This window comes from Flavobacterium macacae (genome assembly GCF_003865365.1).
Classification (GTDB): Bacteria; Bacteroidota; Bacteroidia; order Flavobacteriales; family Flavobacteriaceae; genus Flavobacterium; species Flavobacterium macacae.
In genome coordinates this window covers 12,693-36,355 of sequence record NZ_RQVR01000020.1, presented here as the reverse complement: position 1 = coordinate 36,355, position 23,663 = coordinate 12,693, and the positions used below count along the sequence as shown (strand labels likewise).

The 23,663-nt window shown below is 34.1% G+C and carries 24 protein-coding genes and 1 other RNA gene; 12 read left to right on the top strand and 13 right to left on the bottom strand.

Annotated elements, in window-relative coordinates; genetic code table 11:
* A partial coding sequence (locus EG849_RS15745; protein WP_199732316.1) for a choice-of-anchor L domain-containing protein occupies nucleotides 1–2,467 on the bottom strand: 2,467 nt, incomplete at its 3' end.
* 550 nt (nucleotides 2,468–3,017) lie between these two features.
* Between EG849_RS15745 and EG849_RS13895 the strand changes: the two genes are divergently transcribed.
* The 3 genes from EG849_RS13895 (at nucleotide 3,018) to EG849_RS13885 (ending at nucleotide 6,600) form a co-directional block, all read left to right on the top strand.
* The gene (locus EG849_RS13895) at nucleotides 3,018–3,506 is read left to right on the top strand and encodes a SixA phosphatase family protein (protein WP_125013789.1); all 489 of its coding nucleotides are present in this window, start codon (nucleotides 3,018–3,020) and stop codon (nucleotides 3,504–3,506) included.
* Nucleotides 3,503–5,641, top strand: coding sequence for a polyphosphate kinase 1 (gene ppk1, locus EG849_RS13890; RefSeq protein ID WP_125013787.1), 2,139 nt, complete (start codon nucleotides 3,503–3,505; stop codon nucleotides 5,639–5,641). The genes EG849_RS13895 and ppk1 overlap by 4 nt, the downstream gene beginning before the upstream one ends.
* 68 nt (nucleotides 5,642–5,709) lie before the next feature.
* A complete protein-coding gene (locus EG849_RS13885) occupies nucleotides 5,710–6,600 on the top strand; it encodes a Ppx/GppA phosphatase family protein (protein WP_125013785.1) in 891 nt (296 codons plus the stop codon).
* An 85-nt stretch (nucleotides 6,601–6,685) separates the two neighbouring features.
* On the opposite strand, the gene EG849_RS13880 is transcribed toward EG849_RS13885, so the two are convergent.
* The 5 genes from EG849_RS13880 to EG849_RS13860 all read right to left on the bottom strand — a co-directional run bounded on the left by EG849_RS13880 (nucleotide 6,686) and on the right by EG849_RS13860 (nucleotide 10,582).
* A complete protein-coding gene (locus tag EG849_RS13880) occupies nucleotides 6,686–7,228 on the bottom strand; it encodes a DNA polymerase III subunit gamma/tau (RefSeq protein ID WP_233581807.1) in 543 nt (180 codons plus the stop codon).
* A gap of 101 nt (nucleotides 7,229–7,329) precedes the next feature.
* On the bottom strand, nucleotides 7,330–8,415 hold the full coding sequence (gene dnaX / locus EG849_RS13875) for a DNA polymerase III subunit gamma/tau (RefSeq protein ID WP_125013783.1): 1,086 nt from the start codon (nucleotides 8,413–8,415) through the stop codon (nucleotides 7,330–7,332).
* 101 nt (nucleotides 8,416–8,516) lie between these two features.
* On the bottom strand, nucleotides 8,517–9,173 hold the full coding sequence (locus EG849_RS13870; RefSeq protein WP_125013781.1) for a hypothetical protein: 657 nt from the start codon (nucleotides 9,171–9,173) through the stop codon (nucleotides 8,517–8,519).
* Nucleotides 9,174–9,187: 14 nt separating this feature from the next.
* Entirely contained in the window at nucleotides 9,188–10,270 is a 1,083-nt protein-coding gene (locus tag EG849_RS13865) for a DNA topoisomerase IB (protein WP_125013779.1), read from the bottom strand.
* 3 nt (nucleotides 10,271–10,273) lie between these two features.
* The gene (locus EG849_RS13860; RefSeq protein WP_125013777.1) at nucleotides 10,274–10,582 is read right to left on the bottom strand and encodes a hypothetical protein; all 309 of its coding nucleotides are present in this window, start codon (nucleotides 10,580–10,582) and stop codon (nucleotides 10,274–10,276) included.
* Between the two features lie 200 nt (nucleotides 10,583–10,782).
* On the opposite strand from EG849_RS13860, the gene rnpB reads away from it, so the two are divergent.
* From rnpB to EG849_RS13845, 3 genes are all read left to right on the top strand, one after another.
* An RNA gene (gene rnpB / locus EG849_RS13855) (RNase P RNA component class A) lies at nucleotides 10,783–11,096 on the top strand.
* Between the two features lie 26 nt (nucleotides 11,097–11,122).
* Nucleotides 11,123–11,341, top strand: a complete 219-nt coding sequence (locus tag EG849_RS13850; RefSeq protein ID WP_125013775.1) for a hypothetical protein — start codon at nucleotides 11,123–11,125, stop codon at nucleotides 11,339–11,341.
* Nucleotides 11,342–11,644: a type II toxin-antitoxin system RelE/ParE family toxin gene (locus tag EG849_RS13845; RefSeq protein ID WP_125013772.1), complete on the top strand. Its 303-nt coding sequence runs from the start codon at nucleotides 11,342–11,344 to the stop codon at nucleotides 11,642–11,644.
* On the opposite strand, the gene EG849_RS13840 is transcribed toward EG849_RS13845, so the two are convergent.
* Together EG849_RS13840 and EG849_RS13835 are read right to left on the bottom strand one after the other, a co-directional pair.
* Entirely contained in the window at nucleotides 11,641–12,336 is a 696-nt protein-coding gene (locus EG849_RS13840) for a response regulator transcription factor (RefSeq protein ID WP_125013770.1), read from the bottom strand. The two genes, EG849_RS13845 and EG849_RS13840, sit on opposite strands and share 4 nt — an antisense overlap.
* 63 nt (nucleotides 12,337–12,399) lie before the next feature.
* Nucleotides 12,400–13,767 (bottom strand): sensor histidine kinase, encoded by a 1,368-nt coding sequence (locus tag EG849_RS13835; RefSeq protein WP_125013768.1) that lies wholly within the window; start codon nucleotides 13,765–13,767, stop codon nucleotides 12,400–12,402.
* A gap of 179 nt (nucleotides 13,768–13,946) precedes the next feature.
* Between EG849_RS13835 and EG849_RS13830 the strand changes: the two genes are divergently transcribed.
* Entirely contained in the window at nucleotides 13,947–14,948 is a 1,002-nt protein-coding gene (locus EG849_RS13830) for an alpha/beta hydrolase (protein WP_125013766.1), read from the top strand.
* Nucleotides 14,949–15,065: 117 nt separating this feature from the next.
* Here the strand turns inward: EG849_RS13830 and EG849_RS13825 are convergent, their stop codons facing one another.
* Together EG849_RS13825 and EG849_RS13820 are read right to left on the bottom strand one after the other, a co-directional pair.
* Entirely contained in the window at nucleotides 15,066–15,656 is a 591-nt protein-coding gene (locus EG849_RS13825) for an RsmD family RNA methyltransferase (RefSeq protein ID WP_125013763.1), read from the bottom strand.
* Entirely contained in the window at nucleotides 15,657–16,475 is an 819-nt protein-coding gene (locus tag EG849_RS13820; RefSeq protein WP_125013761.1) for a DUF3822 family protein, read from the bottom strand.
* A gap of 387 nt (nucleotides 16,476–16,862) precedes the next feature.
* Here EG849_RS13820 and EG849_RS13815 point away from each other — a divergent pair, with 387 nt between their 5' ends.
* Genes EG849_RS13815 through kdsB form a run of 3 tightly spaced genes read left to right on the top strand, consistent with a single transcriptional unit; the run spans nucleotide 16,863 to nucleotide 19,436 of the window.
* Nucleotides 16,863–18,287, top strand: coding sequence for an ATP-dependent DNA helicase (locus tag EG849_RS13815; protein WP_125013759.1), 1,425 nt, complete (start codon nucleotides 16,863–16,865; stop codon nucleotides 18,285–18,287).
* 3 nt (nucleotides 18,288–18,290) lie between these two features.
* Complete coding sequence (locus EG849_RS13810; protein WP_125013757.1) at nucleotides 18,291–18,659, top strand: hypothetical protein; 369 nt, start codon at nucleotides 18,291–18,293, stop codon at nucleotides 18,657–18,659.
* Nucleotides 18,660–18,710: 51 nt separating this feature from the next.
* The gene (gene kdsB / locus EG849_RS13805) at nucleotides 18,711–19,436 is read left to right on the top strand and encodes a 3-deoxy-manno-octulosonate cytidylyltransferase (protein WP_125013755.1); all 726 of its coding nucleotides are present in this window, start codon (nucleotides 18,711–18,713) and stop codon (nucleotides 19,434–19,436) included.
* Here the strand turns inward: kdsB and EG849_RS13800 are convergent, their stop codons facing one another.
* The 3 genes from EG849_RS13800 to EG849_RS13790 form a co-directional block, all read right to left on the bottom strand.
* Nucleotides 19,437–20,222, bottom strand: a complete 786-nt coding sequence (locus tag EG849_RS13800; protein ID WP_125013753.1) for a Fic family protein — start codon at nucleotides 20,220–20,222, stop codon at nucleotides 19,437–19,439.
* 75 nt (nucleotides 20,223–20,297) lie between these two features.
* Nucleotides 20,298–20,960 (bottom strand): spermidine synthase, encoded by a 663-nt coding sequence (locus EG849_RS13795; protein ID WP_125013791.1) that lies wholly within the window; start codon nucleotides 20,958–20,960, stop codon nucleotides 20,298–20,300.
* Between the two features lie 253 nt (nucleotides 20,961–21,213).
* Nucleotides 21,214–21,642: a helix-turn-helix domain-containing protein gene (locus tag EG849_RS13790; RefSeq protein WP_125013751.1), complete on the bottom strand. Its 429-nt coding sequence runs from the start codon at nucleotides 21,640–21,642 to the stop codon at nucleotides 21,214–21,216.
* Between the two features lie 292 nt (nucleotides 21,643–21,934).
* Here EG849_RS13790 and EG849_RS13785 point away from each other — a divergent pair, with 292 nt between their 5' ends.
* Nucleotides 21,935–23,089, top strand: a complete 1,155-nt coding sequence (locus EG849_RS13785) for a M14 family zinc carboxypeptidase (protein ID WP_125013749.1) — start codon at nucleotides 21,935–21,937, stop codon at nucleotides 23,087–23,089.
* Nucleotides 23,090–23,164: 75 nt separating this feature from the next.
* On the top strand, nucleotides 23,165–23,644 hold the full coding sequence (locus tag EG849_RS13780) for an Lrp/AsnC family transcriptional regulator (protein WP_125013747.1): 480 nt from the start codon (nucleotides 23,165–23,167) through the stop codon (nucleotides 23,642–23,644).
* Nucleotides 23,645–23,663: the final 19 nt, after the last annotated feature.

The window sequence follows — 23,663 nt, the reverse complement described above, 5'->3', positions numbered from 1 at the left end:
GAGCAGTTGGTACCGCAGAACATTCAACCGTTACATTGGTTGGAAGTGTTTCCACAAATGTTGGTTTTGTCGTGTCTTTTATTGTGAAAACTTGTGTAAATGTTTGTTGTTTACATTCAGTCACAACATTAAAAGTTCTAGTTACCACTGTTGGACAAGTACCACTTTTAGAATCCTTGTATGTAATTGTATGTGGAATTGAACTATTTGATGTTGTTCCTCCTGCATTAATAAATTGTTGTAATGTTATTGTAGTTGTATTTTCATTGTAGGTAAAATCAGTAACACTACTTTGATTACAGCCTTCAATAGCTTTGTTTGTTGGTCCTGTCAAGTTTACAGCTTGGTTTACGGTTACAGTAACTTGTGCACAAGATGAAACTCCACAACTATTTTCCCATCTTACAAAATAAGTAGTTGTTTGTGTTGGAGAAGGTATTGATAAATTATTTCCTGTTCCGATTCCTATTCCGCCACAGCTTCCTGTGAACCATTTTAATGAAGTTCCAGAACCGCCAACAGCAGTTAAAGTAATGTTTCCAGAGGTTGAAGCGCAAAAATTATTGTTACTTGCTGTTGCAGAAGTTGGAGCAGTTGGTACTGATCCAACAGTTACAATTACTTGATCTGTTGAAGAACATTGGCCACTTGCATTTGTAACAGTTAAAGTATACGTCGTTGTAACAGATGGAGATGCAATTGGATTTGCAATATTATTAAAGTTTAATCCAGTACTTGGGCTCCAGCTGTAGACTACGCCACCACTACCAGATAATTGTACGTTTCCAGTAGGACAAACATTTACGTCAGGTCCAGCGTTAGCTACAATCGGAGCAGCATTACCTATGGTTGCTGTACCTGTTACATTTGCATGACAGCTTCCAGGATCATTTACAGTTACTGTATAAGTTCCAGGTGCAAGATTAGAAAAAGTATTAAGATTTTGCCAAGTAGTACCATTAATTGAGTACGAATAATTTCCAGAACCACCAGAGACATTTATGGTCAGTGTTCCGTTATTTTGTCCATTACATTGTGCGTTAGCAGGCGTAATTGAATTAAGAACCATTTTTTCATAAATGGTCATTGTTTGTGTCACATATACTACATCTGGTGAACAAGGACAACTGGTAATTGTCTGCACTGTAAATGTTTCACCATTGTCAGAAATGTTATCTGCAATTGCAGAATACGGAATATCCACAAAACTTGCTCCTGCAGGAATTACAACAGAAGTAGGGAATGGAGCTCCACCTGTTGTTTGGATATCAGTTCCGTTTGTGAAAGTTCCTGATAAAAGCAAGTTGACTGTTAATGCTTGCGAAAGATCAGTACCGTTTCTTTTTACTCTTAATTTATTATTACATCCTTCAAAAATATTATTTTGGTTTTCAATTTGATTTCCAAAATTGATAAGTGCTATATTTTCAGCATTAAAACTTCTGGCTCCTAAAAATACACCAGCATCCCATTGTTGATCACTTGCATCTCCAATACTTAATTTAATTTTATAAGTTGTACAAGGAGTTACAGGATACGTTGCCGTCAGAATTACTGTGTTTCCATCAAATTGTGTCGTTAATGACCCTGTAGGATTGTTAACATAGTATTGAGCGTTTTTAGCAGGGAAATTTGTGTAATTAACATTAGTTCCAGCTGAGTGAATGCTATTTACTGAAACAGGAGTGGTTGAATTTGGTAAAGTAGCCAAATTTACAGCATTATTTTGGTATGGTCCAGAGATTCCAGGGCCACTCAAGAAAAAACCAAAAGCATCATTATATTGTGTTTCGCAGTATTCTAAATATTCTTCTGATGAAAATACATATTTGAATTCTAAAGTGTTACCGGCTGGAATAAAATCAAATTCTAATATTGACGCATCATAAATTGTTCTTCCACTAATTGAAATCAAATCTGGATCAGAAGCATTTGAAACCATTGCATCAGACAAACCTCCGGTATTATTTGGTCCCATTGCAGAAGATGCCTTACCTGTTGTCAAGAGCAATCCTTCTTGAATTCCAAAAGTTGATGTAGCCTTATTAAAGTAGGCCAGCTGACGGTTACCGGCAATGTCTGACCATGCATAATTTACCCAGTTTCCGTTACTTCTATTATAATATCCAAAACGAACATTACTAGCAGATAAACATCCAGTAACAAATAAATTTTGAACTAATTGAGTAGCAGAATAAGCATTGTAAGTAGCGTTTTCTGCCACAGAAATTGATCCTGCAGCAGCGAAGGCTTGATATTCTAAACCTCCAGTTTTTTGTGCTTCCTTTGTGTTTTTTTTATATTCAGGATACAAGACATTTGCGCTTTTTTTTCTTAGTTCTATTAGATCGTTTGATTGTTGCTCTTTTGTTTGTGCAATCAAATTAAACGAAAAGGTAAAAAGGGCAAAAATTGAAAATAAGAATTTGAGCGATACGTTATGATTCTTGGTTTTTTTAGTAAACATACAACAGTATTTTATTTAAAAATAGGGTCTCTTTTGAAATCTTAGACTTAAGTAATAGATGATAATTGGCTAATGAGTATGGGATGATAAGCTTAGCTGTGGGTGAATGTAATGTCGTTTAATTCAAAAAAATAATTTCATCCGCAATCAACCTAAAAACTCGTTTAACTGCTTATTTTTTATTTTTATAGAATAATAATGATGATTTTGTAATAAAGTAGCCATTGTATTGGTTTTTATTGCATTTAATACAAGAGTATGTTTCTCTCAAATATAAATCTGGAGGAAATTTTATTAGAAGAATTTTTTATTTTTTAAACCTTTAAATGGTATTCAGTTTTAAAAAATAACAGTTCAAACCTTTTTCTGAAATTTTTGTATTTGATGTAAAAGCTTACATATAAAAAACGAAAATATGCCAAAAAGTAGCCATCAAATATATTTGTCATAATTATTCGATAAAAGTGTAGAATTTATCCATGAACTAAACAATTTTTTGTAATTTGTTTCTATTATAGAAGTGAATTCATTTAATTAAAAAAGTTTTTTTATGAAAAATCTAATTCTAATAAGACATGCAAAATCAAGCTGGAATGCCCCACTTCTAGACAAAGACAGACCCTTAGCCAATCGCGGCATGCAAGACGCACATTTGGTTTCCTCAACAATTGACAAGCACCTTCCAAAAACCTTTATCATCTGGAGCAGTACGGCAAAAAGAGCTTCAGAAACCGCACTGATTTTTGCCCAAAATCTTTCCTGTCCCATCGAAAGTATTATTTTTAAGGAGGAACTTTACACTTTTGATGAACGACAGCTCGAAAAAATAGTTAAATCGTGCAATAATGATTACGATAATGTTATTCTTTTCGGACATAATGGTGCTATAACGAATTTTGTTAATAAATTTGGAAATGTTTTCATCGATAATGTTCCAACTTCCGGATTTGTATCTATAAATTTTGATTCCAAAAACTGGGAAACCATCGATAAAGGCAAAACACAAAAAGTGATTTTTCCAAGAGATTTAAAAATATGATTGAACCCATTGAATACCGTTATATTGATAGAGAAAAAAGCTGGCTGGCTTTTAATGCAAGAGTTCTTCAAGAAGCCGCTGACAACAATGTTCCACTTTTAGACCGACTTCGATTTTTAGGAATTTTTTCTAATAATTTAGACGAATTCTTCCGCGTGCGATTCGCTACAATTCGTCGTTTGAGCCATTCAGGAGTTTCAGGCGAGAAAGTTTTAGGAGGCATTTCGTCGCAACAATTAGTAAAAGACATTACTGAAATTGTAATTCAGCAACAATCTGAAAGCTTGAGAATCTTGAGCATAATTGAAAGCGAACTTGAAAAAGAAGGTATTTTTATCATCAATGAAACCGAAATCTCTCGCGAACAGGAAAATTTTTTAAAAGATTTCTTTATTCAAAAAGTAAGTCCGGCCTTAGTTACCATTATCCTAAATGATTTGGCCGAATTTCCGCTGTTGAAAGATACTTCAGGATATTTGGCCGTTAAAATGGTGATGACAAAACCCAAAGCGACAACAAAAATCGTGGTGAATGACACCGTTTTAAAAATTAAAAAGGAAAAGAAAGACATTCGTTATGCGGTGGTCGAAATTCCAAAGACGATCAACCGTTTTGTGGTCCTTCCATCCAACAATAACAAGCAATACATCATTCTTTTGGATGATGTAATTCGATACAATCTAAGCAGTATATTCAATATTTTTGATTACCAAAGTATTTCTGCCCATATGATCAAAATCACTCGCGACGCACAATTAGACATTGACAGCGACCTGAGTAAAAGTTTGATGGAAAAGATTTCTTCCAGCGTAAAAGACCGCCGGATCGGCGAGCCGGTGCGTTTTGTCTATGACCAATCTATTGAAAAAGATACGTTGAAATTCTTCCTAAATAAGATGGGAATTGATTCAACCGACAGTATAATTCCTGGCGGAAGATACCACAATCGCCGTGATTATATGGATTTTCCAAACCTTGGAAGGCAGGATTTGCTATACCAGTCCAATATTCCGCTTCCGGTCGACGGATTGAGCCTCGAAGGAAGTATTTTAGAGAAAATTGCCCAAAAAGATTATTTGGTAAACGCGCCTTACCAGTCGTTTTCGTACTTGGTAAAATTTTTAAGAGAAGCAGCGCTGGATCCAAAAGTGGTTTCGATAAAAATTACGCTGTATCGTTTGGCGAAAAACTCCCAAATCATTTCGTCCTTAATAAATGCCGCCAAAAATGGAAAGAAAGTAACAGTTCAAATTGAATTGCAGGCACGTTTCGATGAAGCCAGCAATATTTCGTATGCAGAAGTAATGCAGACCGAAGGTATCGAATTAATTTTCGGGATCAAAGGCTTGAAAGTGCACAGCAAAATCTGCGTAATCGAACGCCTTGAAGAAGGAAAAGTAAAAAGATATGGCTTGATTTCTACCGGAAATTTTAATGAATCGACAGCAAAAGTTTATACAGACGTCACACTTTTTACAAGCCACTCCAAGATTTTAAAGGACGTGGCCAAGATCTTTGATTTCTTTGATATTAATTATAGGATCCACAGATACAAGCACTTGATCGTTTCGCCGCATTATACGCGAACCCGTTTTGAAAAGCTGATCGATAGAGAAATCAGCAATGCTTTAGAAGGGAAAAGAGCTAGTATCAGCTTGAAAATGAACAGCTTGTCAGATACAGAAATGATTGATAAATTGTATGATGCAAGCCGTGCCGGGGTAAAAATAAGGCTGATTGTCAGAGGAATTTGTTCGCTGATTCCTGGCGTTCCCGGTATGTCTGAAAATATTGAAGCCATCAGTATTGTTGATAATTATTTAGAACATTCCCGAGTTTACATTTTTGGAAACAATGGCGATCCCGAAGTTTACATTTCTTCTGCGGATTTTATGACGCGAAATCTAGACGGAAGGGTAGAAGTAACCTGCCCGATTTATGACGATGAAATTAAAAAAGAATTAATTGATACTTTTGATATTGGCTGGAAAGGAAATGTAAAAGTGCGCCTTCATTCTGAAAAATTAGATAATCAATATAAAATGCGAAACGACAAACCAAGTTTTAGGGCGCAATTGGAAACCTATAATTATTACCGAGATAAATTGACCGTGATTGTCGATGAAATACTTTAGAAAACACATTCTTTAATTAATTATACCGAGAAGTTTCAATTTTTGACTTTTCTCTTTTGACTTAAATTATGATTACAATTAAAAAATACGCGGCAATTGATATCGGTTCTAATGCGATGCGTCTGTTGATTTCCAATATTGTTGAGCAGAAAGGCAAAGAAACCCAATTTAGCAAAAGTTCTTTGGTTCGCGTGCCGATTCGTTTGGGGCAAGATGCTTTTACGGTAGGAGAAATCAATGAAGAAAACATTGAAAGAATGGTGGATGCTATGAAAGCATTTAAGCTTTTGATGAAAGTGCACAAAGTCGAAAAATACATGGCCTGCGCGACTTCGGCGATGCGTGAAGCGTATAACGGAAAAGAAGTTGTGGAATTAATCAAGAAAAAGGCCGATATAAAAATCGAGATTATTGATGGCAAAACAGAAGCCGCAATTATTGCTTCCACTGATTTGCATCACCTTATAAAAACCGACCAAGCCTATTTATATGTTGATGTTGGCGGAGGAAGCACAGAATTCTCTTTGTTTTCAGGAGGAAAAATTGTTGCTTCAAAATCGTTTAAAGTCGGTACCGTTCGTCTTTTAAATAATATGGTCAGCGATATTGTGTGGCAAGAAATTGAAAAATGGATTAAAAGTGTGACTGAAGATTATGAAAATCTGAATATGATCGGTTCTGGAGGCAACATCAACAAATTGTTCAAAATGTCCGGCAAATTGAATGAAAAGCCATTGTCTTATATGTATTTGAATGCACAATTTACCGCCTTAAATAATCTGTCTTATGAAGAAAGAATTTCTGATTTAGGACTTAATGCTGACCGCGCTGACGTTATTATTCCGGCATTGAAAGTGTATTTAAACGCAATGAAATGGAGCGGTGCCCGAAATATTTACGTGCCAAAAATCGGACTTTCTGATGGAATCGTAAAGGCGTTATATTACGGAAAAGTATAAATGATATATCTGGAAATTAACACTTAAATGATAAATTTAAAGAATTGCTTAAAAAGAATGTTGCTTAAAATGGCAACATTTTTTTTTAGATATCCAAATCAAAAGTTCTCCTCAAAACCTCTAAAGCGGGATTAATTTCATTCATTCGATTGAATTTATCTTGAGGCGTAAAGGCAAATTTATTCTCGACAGTTTCATTCACAACCACTTCAATCTGAATGTCGTGATTGTGTAATTTGCCTCTTAAATAGCCTAATAAATCGTGTTTTTCTGAATCAAAATCAATCTTGGAACCTTCGTTTGGAAGCTCATGATAAATCATGGTTCCGTCTAATTTCGGGTCATTTATCAGCAACAGCGATTCCATGATTTTGTATCCCTTATCGCCCAAACGCTGTGCATATTTGTTCCAATGCAAAAGCATATCGGTGTGGGTAAAGTCGTTTTTTGGCAAGTCGGCAACATTTCGAACAATTGAACTGTTTGTTTTTTCTAATTCGCGTTTGGCACGAATGCTTGACAAGGACAAAGCCGAAACTTTTTGAACATTTGGATTGATTGGAGTTTCAACTTTCGGAGTTGGAACAGTTTCAGAAACCGTTTTTTCTTCTGTTTGTTTTTCTTCCACAACAACAACTTCCGGAGTTACAGCAACAGGTTCAACGTGAATGATTTCAGGTGATTTTACCGGAATTTCAAGAACTCTTCCGTAAAAATGATTGGGCGGAATTATATATCCGTCAACTTTTTTTTTTCTCCATCAAAAGTGATAGAGGCCAATTGCATCAAGCAAAGTTCCACAAGAAGTCGCTGGTTTTGGCTTACTTTAAATTTTAAATCGCAGTCGTTTGCCAAGTCAATTCCTTTCAAAAGAAAATCTTGCGATGCTTTTTGGGCTTGCATTCCGTACATTTTTTGCGCTTGTTCGCCAGCTTCCAATAAAACCAAAGTGCTTGGTGTTTTTGAAACCAGCAAATCTCTGAAATGGGAAGCCAAGCCGGCAATAAAATGGTGTCCGTCGAAACCTTTTGCCAAGATTTCATTGTAAGCAACCAACAATTCTGGAATTTTATTTTCCAAAATCAAATCGGTCACATTGATGTATGTTTCGTAATCTAATACATTTAAATTTTCAGTAACAGCCAGGCGCGTGAGGTTGTTTCCAGAGAAACTTACAACTCTGTCAAAAATGGATAAAGCATCACGCATGGCGCCATCTGCTTTTTGAGCAATAATGTGCAAAGCATCGTCTTCAAAGGTGATTCCTTCACTTTTAGCTACCTCTGCCAAATGATTTTTAGCGTCTTTTACCGTAATTCTCTTAAAATCAAAAATTTGGCAGCGCGATAAGATCGTAGGAATAATTTTGTGTTTTTCAGTGGTAGCCAAAATGAAAATCGCGTGTTTTGGCGGTTCTTCTAACGTTTTCAAAAAAGCATTAAAAGCCGCTTGCGAAAGCATGTGGACCTCGTCAATAATATACACTTTATATTGCCCCGTTTGTGGCGGGATGCGAACTTGGTCAATCAAACTTCTGATATCGTCCACCGAGTTGTTCGACGCGGCATCTAATTCAAAAACGTTGAAAGCAAAATCTTCGGTGGGGTCATCATAACCTTCTTGGTTGATTTTTCGGGCCAAGATTCTGGCACAAGTTGTCTTTCCAACACCTCTCGGACCCGTGAATAATAAGGCTTGCGCAAGATGGTTGTTTTCTATGGCATTCAGTAAAGTATTTGTAATAGCTTGCTGGCCGACAACATCTTTAAATGTTTGCGGACGATATTTGCGGGCTGATACAACGAAATGTTCCATAGGTTTTGACTCGACGACAAATATAGTTTTTAATTTAAAGATGTAAAATTATTAAGGTTGAAAAATTACATTATAATTATAAACAATTCGGGATCAGTCTTCTAAAATTTCTCCATATTTGGATGGAGCATCATGTATTCTTCGGTAACTTTTTTACCTTTGGTGTGGATGATTATCGCAACACATTCATTTTTGGTAAATTCGAAAGCAATTCCTTGTCGTTCAGAATCATAGATTTCTACTAATTTCTGTGTTTTTTCATCCGTATATTTTCCAACTAACTTAATTTCGGGATAGGCTTTTTGAATTTCTTGCAATGATTTTCCGGTTGTAATTTCTGTCGGAGTTTCAAATTTTGGAGAAGTAATCCTGATTTGGCGAACTACTTTTTCTTTCATTTCAGAATTTTTATATGTAGTGTAAATGTTCAGTTCGTTTTTTTTGTCCTCTTTTGAAACCCAAGTAGACCATGATTTTCCCATTGCCGAATCGGTCGCATCTGGTTCTCCTAATTCAGAAAGTTTTTCTACATTTTCTTCCAAAAAAGTTAATCCGACACTTTTTCCGGGAATAATTGCCCATTCTTCATCAATCATTTTAGGCGGAACATAGTCAGTTGTATCTGTATAATCTGGCATTTCTGGAGGATAAACAATAATTTCGTTTGATTCCTTTAGATTTATAGTTTCTATATTTCCTTTTTTATCTAAACAAGAAAAGAAGCAAATTCCGATGAAAAGCAGTGCAAATTTCTTCATATATAAGGAGAGAATTATCCTAAAACTTCAGCAATTGTTTCTTTCTTTAAAAGTCGAACTAATGCTTCTTCTTCCGGATTTAATTTATTGTTTTTGATGTTGGCTTTGATCTTATAATTATTGATGGTTCCGTTTTCATAAGCAGCAATTACGGTGGGATGCACATAATATTTTTTGCAGACTGTTCTGGTATTTCCCAATTTGGATGCGACCGAGTCAATAACTTCCACGATTTTTCTTTTGCATTCGGTTTGGCTTTCAAAATGACCAATTTCTTGGAAGGCAAATAGCGCATTGACGCTTCCGGCCCAAACTCTAAAATCTTTGGCTGTAAAATCTTCGCCCGTAATTTCCTTTAAATAATTATTGATGTCGCCCGAACCCACGGTGTGTCTTTTTCCGGCATCGTCATAATATTGGAACAAGTCTTGACCTGGAATTTCTTTGCATTTTTTGACCAAGTTTACCAATTTTCTGCTTTGCAAATTGATTTTGTGCTGTACGCCTTTTTTTCCTTTAAATTCAAAAAATATTGAAGCAGCGTTTTTTCCAATTTTCACGTGTCTGTCACGTAAAGTGGTTAATCCGAAAGAGCCATATAATTTTTTATAGGCATCATTTCCGATTCGAATATTGGTCATTTCAATCAATTTAACAACTAGAGCAACTACTTTTTCAAATGGCAATCCTTTTCGATTCAAATCTTTATCGACTTGTTTTCGAATAATAGGTAGGGCATTTGCAAACCGCCTCAATCGATAAAACTTCGACTGATTTCGGATTTTGTTCCAGTTGGGATGATAACGGTACTGTTTTCTTCCTTTGGCGTCAATTCCGATGACTTGCAAATGCCCATTTTCATACGGACAAATCCATACGTTTTCCCATGCTGGCGGTATCACCAACTTTTGAATTCTTTCGATTATCAGCTTGTCTTTTACGGTCTTTTTATCCTCGTCCACATAAATAAAATCAGTGTTTTTTCGAACGCGATGATAGCCTTTAGTCGATGCAGAAGTATATCTCAAGCCGACAGCTTTGGCAGTAATTTTTGGGTCACTGCCAATTTTTTCAAGTTTAGCTTCTAATCGATTCATATTTTAATTCTGTTCTTGTCTTCCTTTAATGACCAATTCGTGCAAAGTTCTGGCTGCGTCATCTTCAGAAAACGATAAATCTCCAGAAACATAAACTCCTTTTTCGCCTTTATCAGATTTGATTCCGTAAACAGTTGCCTCATCCCCAGGATCAGAAGCGCCTTCATATCTATAAATGTGCACGATTTCAAAACAGTCGCCACATTCCTTAATTCGGGCTGATTCGATGTTGAAATCTACAGTAAATCCTTTTTCTTTTAATTCCTCCAAAGCTTTTGAAACAGTGGCGTAGTGGTACATTTGACGATCCATGATAGTATATTTTAATTCGTTAGTTTTCTTATTTCTAATTTACGATTTATAAAACAGGCACTGTGTGAAGAGAATGTTAATAGAGTTTATATGATTTCTTTGAGAGGTTATAGTTTTACGCTTTAAGCAAGATGCTTTAGTCAAAATGCAAAAACTGAAATGTTAAATCTGCAATCTTAAATTTATTATCTTACTTTTGCACCGCAGACCGCCTTATCGCCGTTTAATTTTAAAGGGAGGAAAGTCCGGGCACCAAAGAGTAGCATAGCGGGTAATGCCCGTCACCAAAAGCAATTTTGGGAGGACAAGTGCAACAGAAAGTATGTACAGATAATGCTGTAGTGAAACCAGGTAAACTCTATGCGGTGAAATACCAAGTATATCGGCATTTAAGGATTACTCGTCCGTTGTCGAAGGGTAGGTAGATTGAGTTCTGGAGTAATTCAGAATCTAGATAAATGATAAGGGTTTGCTTTTGCAAATACAGAACCCGGCTTATAGGTCTGCATTTTTTTTGTATATTTGATAAAAATCGAAATTATGGATATTCATACTTCAAAAATCGAATTAGTAAAATTGATTTTAGATATTGATAATACTGAATTTATTCAAAAAGTTGCTGACTTTGTCAAGAAAGAAAAGCCAGATTTTTGGAATGAATTATCATTGTCGCAACAAAACGATATAAAAAAGGGCATTGAGGATTTAGAAAATGGTAAAAGAATAGAATTTTCTGAATTTCTTGAAAAAATTTCTTAAATGAAAGTCTATTTATCCGAACAAGCGGAAAGCAAACTTTTAAATTTGACAGCGTATTTACTTCAAAAATGGGGTATTAAAGTAAAGAAAGATTTTGTACAAAAACTTACAAAGAAAATAAACCAAATTGCTTTACATCCCGCAAGTTGTCCTCTATCTGCAGAATTCAAAGGATTATATAAAGGAATGATTTCAAAACAAACCACGTTTTATTATAGAGTTGATTTTGATTTAAAGGAAATTGAAATCATTACTATTTTTGACACACGCCAAAATCCAGATAAATTAAGTCAGGAAATTTAATTCTTCAACTTAAATTCCAAACCAATATTCCTGATACTTTCAATTGAAATTCTGGAATCTTCATTAAAATATTTTCGCAGTCGGCTGATAAAAACATCCATGCTTCTTCCGGAAAAGAAGTCGTCGCTTCCCCAAACAGCTTTTAAAATTTCTTCACGTTTGAGCAATTGATTTTTATTCTTAAAAAGGAATGAAATCAGTGTTCCTTCTTTTTCAGTCACTCTTTGAATGGAATGCCCAAGTTGCAATTCCAGTCGTTTCGGATTAAAAGTATAATTTCCGATAGCGATTTCTTCAGACGAAATGACGCTTGATTTCTGTTCGCTTCTTTTTAAAATATTGTTCAATCTCAAAACCATTTCGTCGGCTTCAAAAGGTTTTACGATATAATCATCGGCGCCTAATTTTAAGCCTTTGATTTTATCGTCTTTTAATTTACGGGCAGTTAAAAAGACAAAAGGAACTTCGGGATTTATTTTTATGATTTTTTCGGCTAAAGTAAATCCGTCAATTTTTGGCATCATTACATCAAAAATACAAATGCTGAAATTTTCTTTTTGGAATAAATCTAAAGCTTCTTCGCCGTCTTTTGCCCAATGCGCTTCAAAATTGTGAAGATCGAGATAGTGTTTCAAAATCATTGCGAAATCGAAATCATCTTCCGCTAAAAGTATTTTTTTTAAGTGGGTCACGAATCGCTAATTATTTTTTAAACACAGATTTTGAAGACTGGCACAGATTTAAATTCATACATATTAAATTGAAAATCTTAAATTGAAAGTCGAACCTTTACCCAAATCACTGACCACATTAATCGTTCCGTGGTGCGCTTTTATGATTTGGTCCACATAATATAATCCCAAACCAAGTCCTTTTGCATCGTGCAGATTTCCTTGTTCGACTCTGTAAAATTTATCGAATAAAAGCGAATGTTTACTTTTTGAAATTCCGATTCCATCGTCAGAAATACTGATCGAAAATTGATTTTCAATCAAAGATGATTTTACAGCAATTGATTTACAACCATATTTTACCGCATTTTCTAAGACGTTTGCAATAGCAGTTGTCAGGTGGAATTTATCTAAATTCAAACTTGTTTTTTGCGAGTGAAAATGGGTTTCAATCAAAATATTAGGATTAGAAATTTTAAAATCGGCAATAATCGTATTCAAAAAATTAGGCATCAACACTCTTTCTTTGTGCAATTCAATTTCTTGATGACCCAAAGAATTGGTTAAAACTTGGTCGATTAAATGCTGTAATCTGCTATTTTGGCGATTGATTGTTCCTAAAACCGAATTGAAAACAGCTTCATTTTCGCGCGTTTCTTTACGTTCTAAGATCTTCGTAGAAACCGATAAAGTGGTCAAGGGCGTTTTTAATTCGTGCGTGATATTATTGATAAAATCGGTTTTGATGTCACTTACTTTTTTCTGTTTGATCAAGGCTTTCAATGCAATAACAAATAATGTAATTAATGTCAAAATAGAGAAAACAGCAAAAACCAAAAGCAAGGTCATTCGTTTTAAAACAATGGTTTCCCAGTTTTGGATGGAAACATACAAAGTGTCTTCGGTCAAAAGTTTGTAATCAGAATTTAATTCTTGTTGCAAGGAACCGCTGGTTGTTCCCACATAATTGCGAATCAAAAAAGCATCATCTAATGAAGCCAAATTTCCATAAATTTTATTTTCGATAAAAGGTTTTTCTGCAAAAATGGTGTCGGCTTCTTTTGTGACATCATAAATCACGAATTTATCCAAGACAATGGCAAAATCAATCTCCAAATCGGGGACTTCATTTTCAAATTCTTCCTGTAATTTTCGGGTCAATTCATTTTTAAAATCACTCTGAAGCAATTGATTTTTGATATGAAAACGCGTCTTTTTATCTCGGATATAATTTTCGGCCAATTGTTTGTAAAGCAAATCTTTTTTGTTGAAAATCGTAGAATCAATATCGCTGTAATCATTCGTGATTTTTGCTATTTTTTCTTTTATTTCTGATCGAAATTGCTCGACTTTATATTCATAAGCAGTTTTCACCAAATAATATTGGATAGCAGAAAGTGCAATCAAAACGACTGCCGAAAATCCGATTAGTAAATTAATTTTCTGTTTCATATCCATGAATTACACTTCAAAAATAAGCCAATTATTTCGAATAAAACACATTAACCCAGCATTAACCTACCATTAACCTTGAGCATTTGTTTTTGAGCCAACTTTGCGATAGTCAATTACGAATTGCAAATTACGAATTGAACGTCATCGTAATTCGTAATTTCTAATTCGTAATTAAAATGTCGAAACTCATAATTCAAATTATTATGCTTTTATTTTCAAAAATCTACGCGCATTCTCAGAAAATTCCTGAAGATTTTGGCTATAAACATATAGCGATGAAATATCAGGATGAACCGGTTGATATCATTGTAATTTCTAAAATTGGAGAAGAAAAAATAGCTAAACCAATCTTTTTTTTCTGTCAGGGAAGTTTGCCCCAGCCTGTTGTAAAATATGACGAAAAAGGTTTGTATGGAACTCTACCATTTGACGAAAATCCATTTTTAGAAGACTTCCATATCGTAATTATTGGTAAGCCATTTGTTCCGATAATTTCAGATGTAAAAAAGCTCGGGAAGAATTTTTGCTATTATAAAGATGTGGAAAAAGAATTACCACCGAAAGGTTATTTGGAGCGAAATTATTTAGATTATTATGTGTTTAGAAACAATTTTGTCTTGAAACAATTGGCAAAAGAACGTTGGGTAAAAAACAAAAAATTAGTTGTTGCCGGACATTCTGAAGGAAGTACGATTGCTTCAAAAATGGCTTCCATCAATCGAAAAATCACACATTTGATTTATTCAGGAGGAAATCCTTATGGTCGAATTATGAATATTTTGGCACAAAGTCGAAGCTTTGATACGGATTCTATAAATGAAGGAAATAACACGATAGAACATTGGAAAAAAGTGGTTGAAAACCCGAATGAAGTGAATTCTGGTTCAGGCGATTCATTTAAAACTACGTATAGTTTTTCGCTTCCACAAAAGGATAACTTGATGCATTTGAAAATTCCGGTTTTGATTTCTTATGGAACGAAAGATTGGTCTGCTCCGTTTAATGATTTGTTTCAAATGGAAGCGATTCGCGAGAAAAAAGACAATTGTGCTTTTAAAAGTTACTTGAATTTAGAACATAATTATTTTCCTATAAATGAAAACGCAACCGTCAATCAAGACATTTACAACTGGGATAAAATTGCCCAAGATTGGCGTAATTGGCTTCAAGAAAAATAATAATCATCATCAATCAAAAAGCGTTCAGAAATTTCAAAGATTTCACATTTTTTTTAAAATTTATGGCAACAAAAAAGCCACCTAATCAGTGGCTTTTAATTTAAATAGAATCAGTGTTTATCCTTCTTCTGTTTCGTTAATTTCATTTTTAACTTCCTCATCCTTGTTTCCATCAATTTCAAAGAAAGAAAAAATCGAACCGCCATAACTTTTCTTGAATGAAAAATTAATCATATGATCCAGCTTGGTGTATTTTGAATGTTCAATTACCATCATTCCGTCTTCTTGCAAAAGGTCATTGGCAAAAATAACTTCTACCAATTTCTCAAAAGTGGCCTGGTCTAAATTATAAGGCGGATCTGCAAAAATAACGTCGTAAGAATTTTTATTTTTCTCAATAAATTTAAAAACATCGCTTTTGATTCCGGCAATGTTGAAATCAAATTCATCGGCGGTTTGCTTGATAAATTTGACGCACCCAAAATCGCCATCAACAGACGTAATATTGTCGCTTCCGCGCGAAGCAAATTCATAACTGATGTTTCCAGTTCCCGCAAATAAGTCCAAAACCTTCAAACCGCTAAAATTAAAATAGTTGTTCAAAACGTTGAACAGCGCTTCCTTGCTCATATCCGTGGTCGGACGAACAGGCAAGCCTTTAGGCGGAGCAATTCTCCTGCCTTTATATTTTCCCGAAATAATTCTCATTTATGAATTGAATAAAATAAAATGCTTTAAGTTCTTTTCAGTAGAAAAGTCATTGTGTTTTTGTGTCTGGTAAACGCCTAATAAAGAAACGTTTCTGATGTATTTGAAGGCAATTTTAAACAAATCGCTTGCTTCAGAAATTTCTCCCAACAATTGCAATTTGAACGTTTCCGGATTCAGTTTCAACTGTTCCGCTGTAAATAATAGGTAATATATAAAATCTTCTTTTGTCACAAAATCAAACGAATTGAACAACAAAAGCTTTTGATTTTCGGCTACAATAATTTCAAAATGACCGTTGCCAACGTGAACAAAAACTTGTTTTTCATCCACGTTTTTTGAGATTTCAAGCAATTTCGGAACCAAAATGCTGTTCACGTGCTTGTAATCAAAAGACTCAAATTGATCCAGCAAAAAATTATTGATATTCACATACGGAATATACACATTGGCCATCTCAAATCCCGAAAGTTCGTCGAAAGCAAAAAAATCGGTTTCAAAAACTTTGGTATTGTATTGCAAATAACTTCCCAAATAATTCTCGTCAAAAAGCGCGCTTGGCACAAATGAAGCCAAATTATTTTCGTGAAGCACGACAACATCGTCATACGATTTTGTCAAATCAGTATCTTCCACAAAAGCTTTCCAAAAATGGTCTTCAATTTTAGCAGATTTCGGAAAATCACTGAAATCCACTTCCTTCACAAACAAAACCACTTCATTTAAAGTGTCAAACGCACAAAATTTAAAGCTATTCAAAGATACTTGAATCGCCAATTTTCGATATGTTTTTTCCGTTATGTTTTGGTTAGCCGACATTGAATTTTACTGATGTTCGCAAACTTACGAAAAATAAGTCGCAAAGTATAATTGGAATCCCGCAAAGGCGATAATATTCTTTTCTAAAATTACCTACAAAAAATTATTTCAATTTTTTTCAGAAGCAAAAACAAAAAGCATTTTTTAAACAACAGTCCCGCTTTCCGGTACCATCTTTTTCCTCGCTAAAGAAGCGAGAAAAAAGGATTTCCCCTGCAATCGGGGCTATTTAAAAACATCAGGTATTCTTTAAACTTTTGGACCAAGATTGTCTAAGAAGTTACAAAGTCACAAAGTAAAAAAGATTAAACCTTAACGAAACTTAATCCCTTAATGTTTTAAAAAAAGAATTTAAAAAGCTCTAACTTTGCTACAAATAAAATCCAAATGAATTCTGCACTTTTCTACAAGACCTTAAAAACAAAATTTCCGTTCAATCCCACCGTAAAACAGGATATTTTTTTTCAAAAAGTAGCAGAATTCTTGACCAATTCAAAGCAAGACGAAATCTTTGTCTTAAAAGGCTACGCCGGAACTGGGAAAACAACTGTGATTTCCACTTTGGTCAACAATCTTTTAGAAATCAACAAAAAATATGTCCTTTTGGCGCCAACTGGCCGTGCTGCTAAAGTCATTGCCAATTATTCCAACAAACCAGCACATACCATTCATAAAAAAATCTATTATCCCAAAACAAAAGGCGGTGGCGTAAGTTTCACAACGCAACAAAACAAGCACAAAAACACGATTTTTATTGTCGATGAATCGTCAATGATTTCAGATTCCAGTTCTGATTCAAGCATGTATGAAAACGGTTCGTTGCTTGATGACCTTATTTATTATGTCTATTCGGGGACGAATTGCAAGATGATTTTGCTGGGTGATACAGCACAGTTGCCTCCGGTAAACTTAGATGTTTCTCCGGCATTGGACATTGATTTGCTGTCGCGAAATTATGATATGGAAATCTCGCATATTGAATTTGATGAAGTGATGCGACAGGAAGAAAATTCAGGAATACTTTTTAATGCAACCGAACTTCGGGAACAATTAAATGATGATTTTTATGAAGATTTTAAATTCGACGTAAAAAACTTCAAAGACATTGTACGGTTGACCGACGGATATGACATTCAAGATGCCATTCACGGTGCTTACAGCAATTATGGTTTGGAAGATACCGCATTTATCGTGCGTTCCAACAAACGGGCAAATGCTTACAATCAGCAAATCAGAATGCGAATTTTAGACAAAGAAAGCGATCTTTCTACCGGAGATTTTTTGATGGTGGTGAAGAACAATTATTTCTGGCTGAAAGATTCCACCGAAACTGATTTTATTGCCAATGGTGATATTATTGAAGTTTTAGAAATTTATAAAATACAAGAATTATACAGTTTTAAATTTGCCACCGTAAAAATCAGGATGGTCGATTATCCAAACCAGAAACCTTTTGAAACGGTTTTAATTTTAGATACGTTGACCACTGAATCGGCTTCGCTTTCTTATGACGAATCGAATCGTTTGTACCAAGAAGTGATGTTGGATTATGAAGACGAAAGAACCAATTACCGCAAGTTTCAGAAAGTAAAAGAGAATCCCTATTTTAATGCATTGCAAGTAAAATTCTCATACGCCATCACGTGCCACAAATCACAAGGGGGTCAATGGAATACCGTTTTTGTAGAACAGCCTTATTTGCCAAACGGCATTGACAGAGATTATATTCGCTGGCTTTATACCGCGATTACCAGGGCAAAAGACAAATTGTACTTGATTGGTTTTAAAGATGAGAGTTTTTTGGAGGAGTAAACTATGAGAAAAATTCATATAATATTAATAAGCATTATTGTTTTTGTAATAGGAATTTTTTCGTTTCTATATTTCTGCTTTATTTCTATGGAAATTGAAGATAAATATGGCGAATTTGAAAATTTGTATTATGAAGTTTCTGATGGAGATTTAATAATAATTGATCAAGTAGAATGTGGCTTTATAAAAAGGTATGACAGAGATATATTTGTTGAACAAGAAGATTGTTTAAAAAATATATTAACATTTTCAAAAAATAAAGTGGAAGTTTATGATGTAAAAATAAACCAGACTTATATAAAATTTGATTTAAAAGAAGCAACGACTTTAAAAAATCAATCATCAACAAAATTAATTTACAAAAATTTCTAACCAAACTCAAACTTTGTAACTTTGTCACTTTCAAACTCAGAAACTTTCTCAATGAAAATAACCGCAGTCATTCCCGCACGTTACGCATCCACACGATTTCCGGCTAAACTAATGCAAGATTTAGGTGGAAAAACAGTCATTCTTCGAACGTATGAATCGGCTGTTGCAACCCATTTATTTGATGATGTTTTTGTGGTAACTGATTCTGATTTGATTTTTAATGAAATTGTAAATAACGGCGGAAAAGCCATTATGAGCAAAAAAGAACACGAATCAGGAAGCGACAGAATTGCTGAAGCGGTACAAGATTTAGAAGTGGATATTGTAGTAAATGTGCAAGGCGACGAACCGTTTATCAACAAAGAGCCGCTTGAAAAATTGCTGGAAGTTTTTAAAAATGACGAAACGCACCAAATTGATTTGGCTTCGCTGATGCGCGAAATAAAAGACAAGGAAGAAATTGCCAACCCAAATAATGTGAAAGTTATTGTAGATCAAAACGGTTTGGCGTTGTATTTTTCACGTTCAGTGATTCCGTATCCAAGAGAAGAAAATGCAGGCGTTCGTTATTTTCAGCACATCGGGATTTATGCTTTCAGAAAACCAGCTTTGTTGGATTTTTACAGTCTTCCGATGAAATCTTTGGAAGCTTCTGAAAAATTAGAACAGCTTCGTTATTTGGAATATGGAAAGAAAATCAAAATGGTAGAAACCACGCACCTCGGCATCGGAATTGATACCATTGAAGATTTAGAAAAGGCAAGGAGGATGCTGTAGCTATTCATACGCGACCGCTTCCGCCAACATTCCTAAAAAAGCATTCGCTTTGCCATAATCCAAATTCTCATAAAAAAATCCGACGTATTCAAGATTTTTATAATATTCAGATAAATGGTCGTGGTAATATTTTTCAGAATTGATGCTCCAGACGGCAATATCTAATTTTCGGGATAGAAACCATTTCTCTAAAAGCCTTGCAGAACGGCCATTTCCGTCATTGAAAGGATGAATTTTCACAAATACCAAATGAATGTAAGAAGCATAATAAAAGCTTTCTTCAAGGGTTAATTCTTTTTTCAATAAGTAATCAATATCTTCAAATAACTTTCTGAATTCTGCAGGGATATCTGACGCTTGGCACGCCTCATACGTGATTTTTCCGTCTTTTTTAGTAGAAATTGCTTTCTGTCCAAAACGCATCCTTCCTTGTTGGTCTTTTGGAAGCAAACTTTTTGAAAGAATGGAATGGGCTTTGAAAAAATTATCGAATTTCAGTTTTTCCTTTTGGGCAAAAAGATACGCTTCGTATAAATCATCTGGTCTTTCAACCAAATATTCTGATAATTCAATGGAAAGTGATTTGTGTTTTAAATACTCTTCGGCCTCCATTTTTTCGCCCTCGATTCGAGATGAATAGGCCACGGCAATCGAATTGTAATATTTGAAAGCATCAGAATCCATCGGTTTTGATTGGATGGAGCTAAAAGCTTCTTTAAAATTGGTTTTTAGTGATTTTTTATAGTCTTCGAAATAAGCGGAGGAAAGTAGTTGTAATTCAGGCATCTTTATAAAATTGAATTATAAAGGTAAGGAGGAAATGCTTTTTTAGGTCGGCAATAGCTTGAAATTTTCCTCAAATTATTTTCGCTCTAAAATAATCAGTTCATTATGATCTTCCACACGCGGAATGGTTCTTGCCAAAAATAATTCAGAGTTTACATTTTCTAAATATTTTTTGTTCCGACTATTTTCTTTTTCAGAAAGGCACATCGTGTTGAATAAAATAACGCCTTTTTCTTTTAAAAGAAAACAAGTGCGGTTTTGGAAGAATTCTTCAAATAAAAAATTGGGCATGGTGGTATCTTGAAAAATATCAATAATGATCAAATCATACTTTTCTTTGGTTTTTAAAACAAACTCAAAAGCATCGTCAATTACAATTTCAAGATTTTCAATTTTATCCAAATGAAAGTAGGAATTGGCGATTTTAATAATTTCGGAATCAATTTCAACGCCCGTTATTTTTCCTTTAAACTTAATTTCTTCACTTAAAGTTTTAATTACGCTACCGCCTGCAACGCCAAGAACCAGAATATTTTGCATTTTTAAAACTCTTTCAAATCCAATACTTTTTAAACCTTTTCTCAAAATTCTTTGCAGGCTTCCATAAGAGTAATTGGTGTTTTTTGAATCTAAAACCAATTCGCCATTTGCCCAGGTAATTTCAATATTCTTGCTGATCGAAGAATTCTGCTTGTGGATATTTACTGGAATGATGTAGCTGAAAAGTTTCTTAAACACGTGAAAAATTTTATTCAAATGTAAAATATTTTGGAAGATTTAATCGAACAAGAAGCAATAAAAATATTTGTTGGCCATTTTAAAACCAAAGCGAACTTCTGATCGTAAATAGAATTAAGAGCGTTTAATCGCTTGCAAGCTACAACGACCGTCAAAAAGTACATTTTTTTGATATTAATTTTTTGTGTTTGTTTTATTGGTTTGGAAAGCCTTGATTTCATTGGAATTAAGGTTTTCCTTTTTTTATGCAGTTTTATTCGGGCTTGTACTCTTTAAATGTGCCGTTAGAGTAGAACATGACAATCTTTTCTACATTTCCTATATAACTACTTTTCTGCTCTGTTTTCGGACTTTCTGTTTTTAAATCAGAACCTTCGGCGCTTGAAGTTCTAAATAAGTCATTCGGAATATTTTCCATTCTTAAAACAGGCTCATTTTGTTTTTCGGATATATCACTCTTTGGAAAATTTCCTTTGCCGTTTAAAATCCAATACAAATCCACTTCCGGAAAAAACTCGGTAATTTTTAAAATAAAATCCAAGCTCGGTTTGTTTCTGCCAGATAGGAGATGAGACATGCTCGAACGCTGGACGCCAATTTTATCGGCAAAAGAAGAAGCGGTCAAGCCGTAATAGTCCAAGAGTTTTTCAAGTCGTTTTATAAATTCTTCGATGTTTACCATTGTAAATTGTGTTTCGCTTTAAAGTGTTTTACAAATGTAAACATATTACTAAGAACAATCAAATTTACAGTTGTAAACTTAATAATAGCTGTATAATTAACTTTAAGTAAGTTTATTTAAATCATTGATTATAAGTATTTTAATTTCGTGAAAATGAAGTAGTAATGTAATTTACAAAAGTGTATTAAAGAAAACCAAAAGCTTGTTTACATTCGTAAATTCCAAAGGAAAATTTCTTGTTTACAATTGTAATTATTAAGTTGTTTACTTTTGTAAATCTAAATTTTAACCGATGGATTTCGAAAAACTATTCCTTGAAAGTAAAGAAGAAGCTTTGTTTGGAAGATATATTACACTTGAAAATATTCACCCGATTTTAAATACTTTGAATAAAAATAACAACTTAAATGTTGTTGGGAAATCGGTCGAAGGAAAGGATATCCATTCTTATATAATTGGAACTGGAAAAATAAAAATATTGATTTGGTCGCAAATGCACGGAAATGAAAGCACGACTACAAAAGCGCTTTTTGATTTATTAAAGCTGTTGAATAGTGAAAGTGAATGGGCTGAAAAGCTTTTGAATCACTTTACATTTTATTGTATTCCGATGTTGAATCCCGACGGAGCAAAGAATTATACGCGTGTTAATGCGAATGAAGTGGATTTAAACCGAGATTTTCAAACGCTTTCGCAACCTGAAAGCCAGTTATTGAGAAGAATACATGCTGAGTTCAAGCCTGATTTTTGTTACAATCTGCACGACCAGCGAACTATTTTTGCCTCTGGTGACACGAATAACTCAGCTACAGTTTCTTTTTTGGCGCCGTCATTTGATGAGAGCAGAGCGTTGAATGAGGTTCGAAAAAAGGCAATGTGTGTGATTGTGGCGATGAATGATGTTTTGCAAGCGCTTATTCCGGGCCAAGTAGGACGTTTTGACGACGGATTTAACTTAAATTGTGTTGGAGATACCTTTACGTATCTAGAAACTCCTACCGTTTTATTTGAAGCAGGTCATTTTCAAGGTGATTACGATCGAGAAATTACTCGGAAATATATTTTTATAGCTTTATTATCGGGTTTGAAATACATTAACGAAAACGATATAGTTTGCGATAAAACTGATGAATACTTTCATATTCCGCAGAATAAACCAATTTTTTATGATTTCATTTATAAAAATATCAAAATTAACTATGATAATAGACAAATTATTACGAATTTTGCAATTCAATTTAAGGAAGTCCTTGTTGGAAAGCAGATTGAATTTGTCGCAACGCTTGCCGATATTGGAGATTTGAATGAAAATTTAGGACACTTTGAATTTGATGCAGAAGAAAAGGTATATTCTGACGGTAAAACCAACATTCCGAAAATTGGTCAAAATTTTGATTTTTATTTAGGAGATAATGTTAAAATTGTTAATGGTTTGCCAATTCTTTAAGAAATTGCTTTTTTTATTGAAAAAAAAATATTTTTTTTGTACCCAGATTTAGAAAACAATTACAAACTATAATTTATGAATAAGTTTCGTTTAGATGAAGTTGACCATCAGATATTGGATATGCTGATTGACAACACAAGAGTCCCTTTTACAGATATCGCAAAAAAATTGCTGATTTCTGCTGGAACAGTGCACGTGAGGGTTAAGAAAATGGAAGAGGCTGGGATTATCATGGGTTCTTCATTGACTTTAAACTATGAAAAATTAGGATATTCATTCATCGCATATGTCGGTGTTTTTCTTCATAATACTTCTCAAACCAAATTCGTTTTGGAGAGAATCAATGAAATTCCGTTCGTAACGGTTGCTCATGTAACTACGGGTAAATTCAATATTTTCTGTAAAATCCGCGCCATGGATACAAAACACGCCAAAGAAGTCATCTTTATGATTGATGATATCGAGGGAGTTTACAGAACAGAAACGATGATTTCTCTTGATGAAAGCATCAATGATAAAAAACGTTTGATGCATACCATTTTTAAAGATTTATAGTAATTTTTATAAAGTATTT

Coding starts and splice junctions, on each gene's coding strand:
- EG849_RS13895 (WP_125013789.1), top strand. CDS start 3,018: ATGAAAAATCTAATTCTAATAAGACATGCAAAATCAAGCTGGAATGCC.
- ppk1 (WP_125013787.1), top strand. CDS start 3,503: ATGATTGAACCCATTGAATACCGTTATATTGATAGAGAAAAAAGCTGG.
- EG849_RS13885 (WP_125013785.1), top strand. CDS start 5,710: ATGATTACAATTAAAAAATACGCGGCAATTGATATCGGTTCTAATGCG.
- dnaX (WP_125013783.1), bottom strand. CDS start 8,415: ATGGAACATTTCGTTGTATCAGCCCGCAAATATCGTCCGCAAACATTT.
- EG849_RS13870 (WP_125013781.1), bottom strand. CDS start 9,173: ATGAAGAAATTTGCACTGCTTTTCATCGGAATTTGCTTCTTTTCTTGT.
- EG849_RS13865 (WP_125013779.1), bottom strand. CDS start 10,270: ATGAATCGATTAGAAGCTAAACTTGAAAAAATTGGCAGTGACCCAAAA.
- EG849_RS13860 (WP_125013777.1), bottom strand. CDS start 10,582: ATGGATCGTCAAATGTACCACTACGCCACTGTTTCAAAAGCTTTGGAG.
- EG849_RS13850 (WP_125013775.1), top strand. CDS start 11,123: ATGGATATTCATACTTCAAAAATCGAATTAGTAAAATTGATTTTAGAT.
- EG849_RS13845 (WP_125013772.1), top strand. CDS start 11,342: ATGAAAGTCTATTTATCCGAACAAGCGGAAAGCAAACTTTTAAATTTG.
- EG849_RS13835 (WP_125013768.1), bottom strand. CDS start 13,767: ATGAAACAGAAAATTAATTTACTAATCGGATTTTCGGCAGTCGTTTTG.
- EG849_RS13830 (WP_125013766.1), top strand. CDS start 13,947: ATGTCGAAACTCATAATTCAAATTATTATGCTTTTATTTTCAAAAATC.
- EG849_RS13825 (WP_125013763.1), bottom strand. CDS start 15,656: ATGAGAATTATTTCGGGAAAATATAAAGGCAGGAGAATTGCTCCGCCT.
- EG849_RS13820 (WP_125013761.1), bottom strand. CDS start 16,475: ATGTCGGCTAACCAAAACATAACGGAAAAAACATATCGAAAATTGGCG.
- EG849_RS13815 (WP_125013759.1), top strand. CDS start 16,863: ATGAATTCTGCACTTTTCTACAAGACCTTAAAAACAAAATTTCCGTTC.
- EG849_RS13810 (WP_125013757.1), top strand. CDS start 18,291: ATGAGAAAAATTCATATAATATTAATAAGCATTATTGTTTTTGTAATA.
- kdsB (WP_125013755.1), top strand. CDS start 18,711: ATGAAAATAACCGCAGTCATTCCCGCACGTTACGCATCCACACGATTT.
- EG849_RS13800 (WP_125013753.1), bottom strand. CDS start 20,222: ATGCCTGAATTACAACTACTTTCCTCCGCTTATTTCGAAGACTATAAA.
- EG849_RS13790 (WP_125013751.1), bottom strand. CDS start 21,642: ATGGTAAACATCGAAGAATTTATAAAACGACTTGAAAAACTCTTGGAC.
- EG849_RS13785 (WP_125013749.1), top strand. CDS start 21,935: ATGGATTTCGAAAAACTATTCCTTGAAAGTAAAGAAGAAGCTTTGTTT.
- EG849_RS13780 (WP_125013747.1), top strand. CDS start 23,165: ATGAATAAGTTTCGTTTAGATGAAGTTGACCATCAGATATTGGATATG.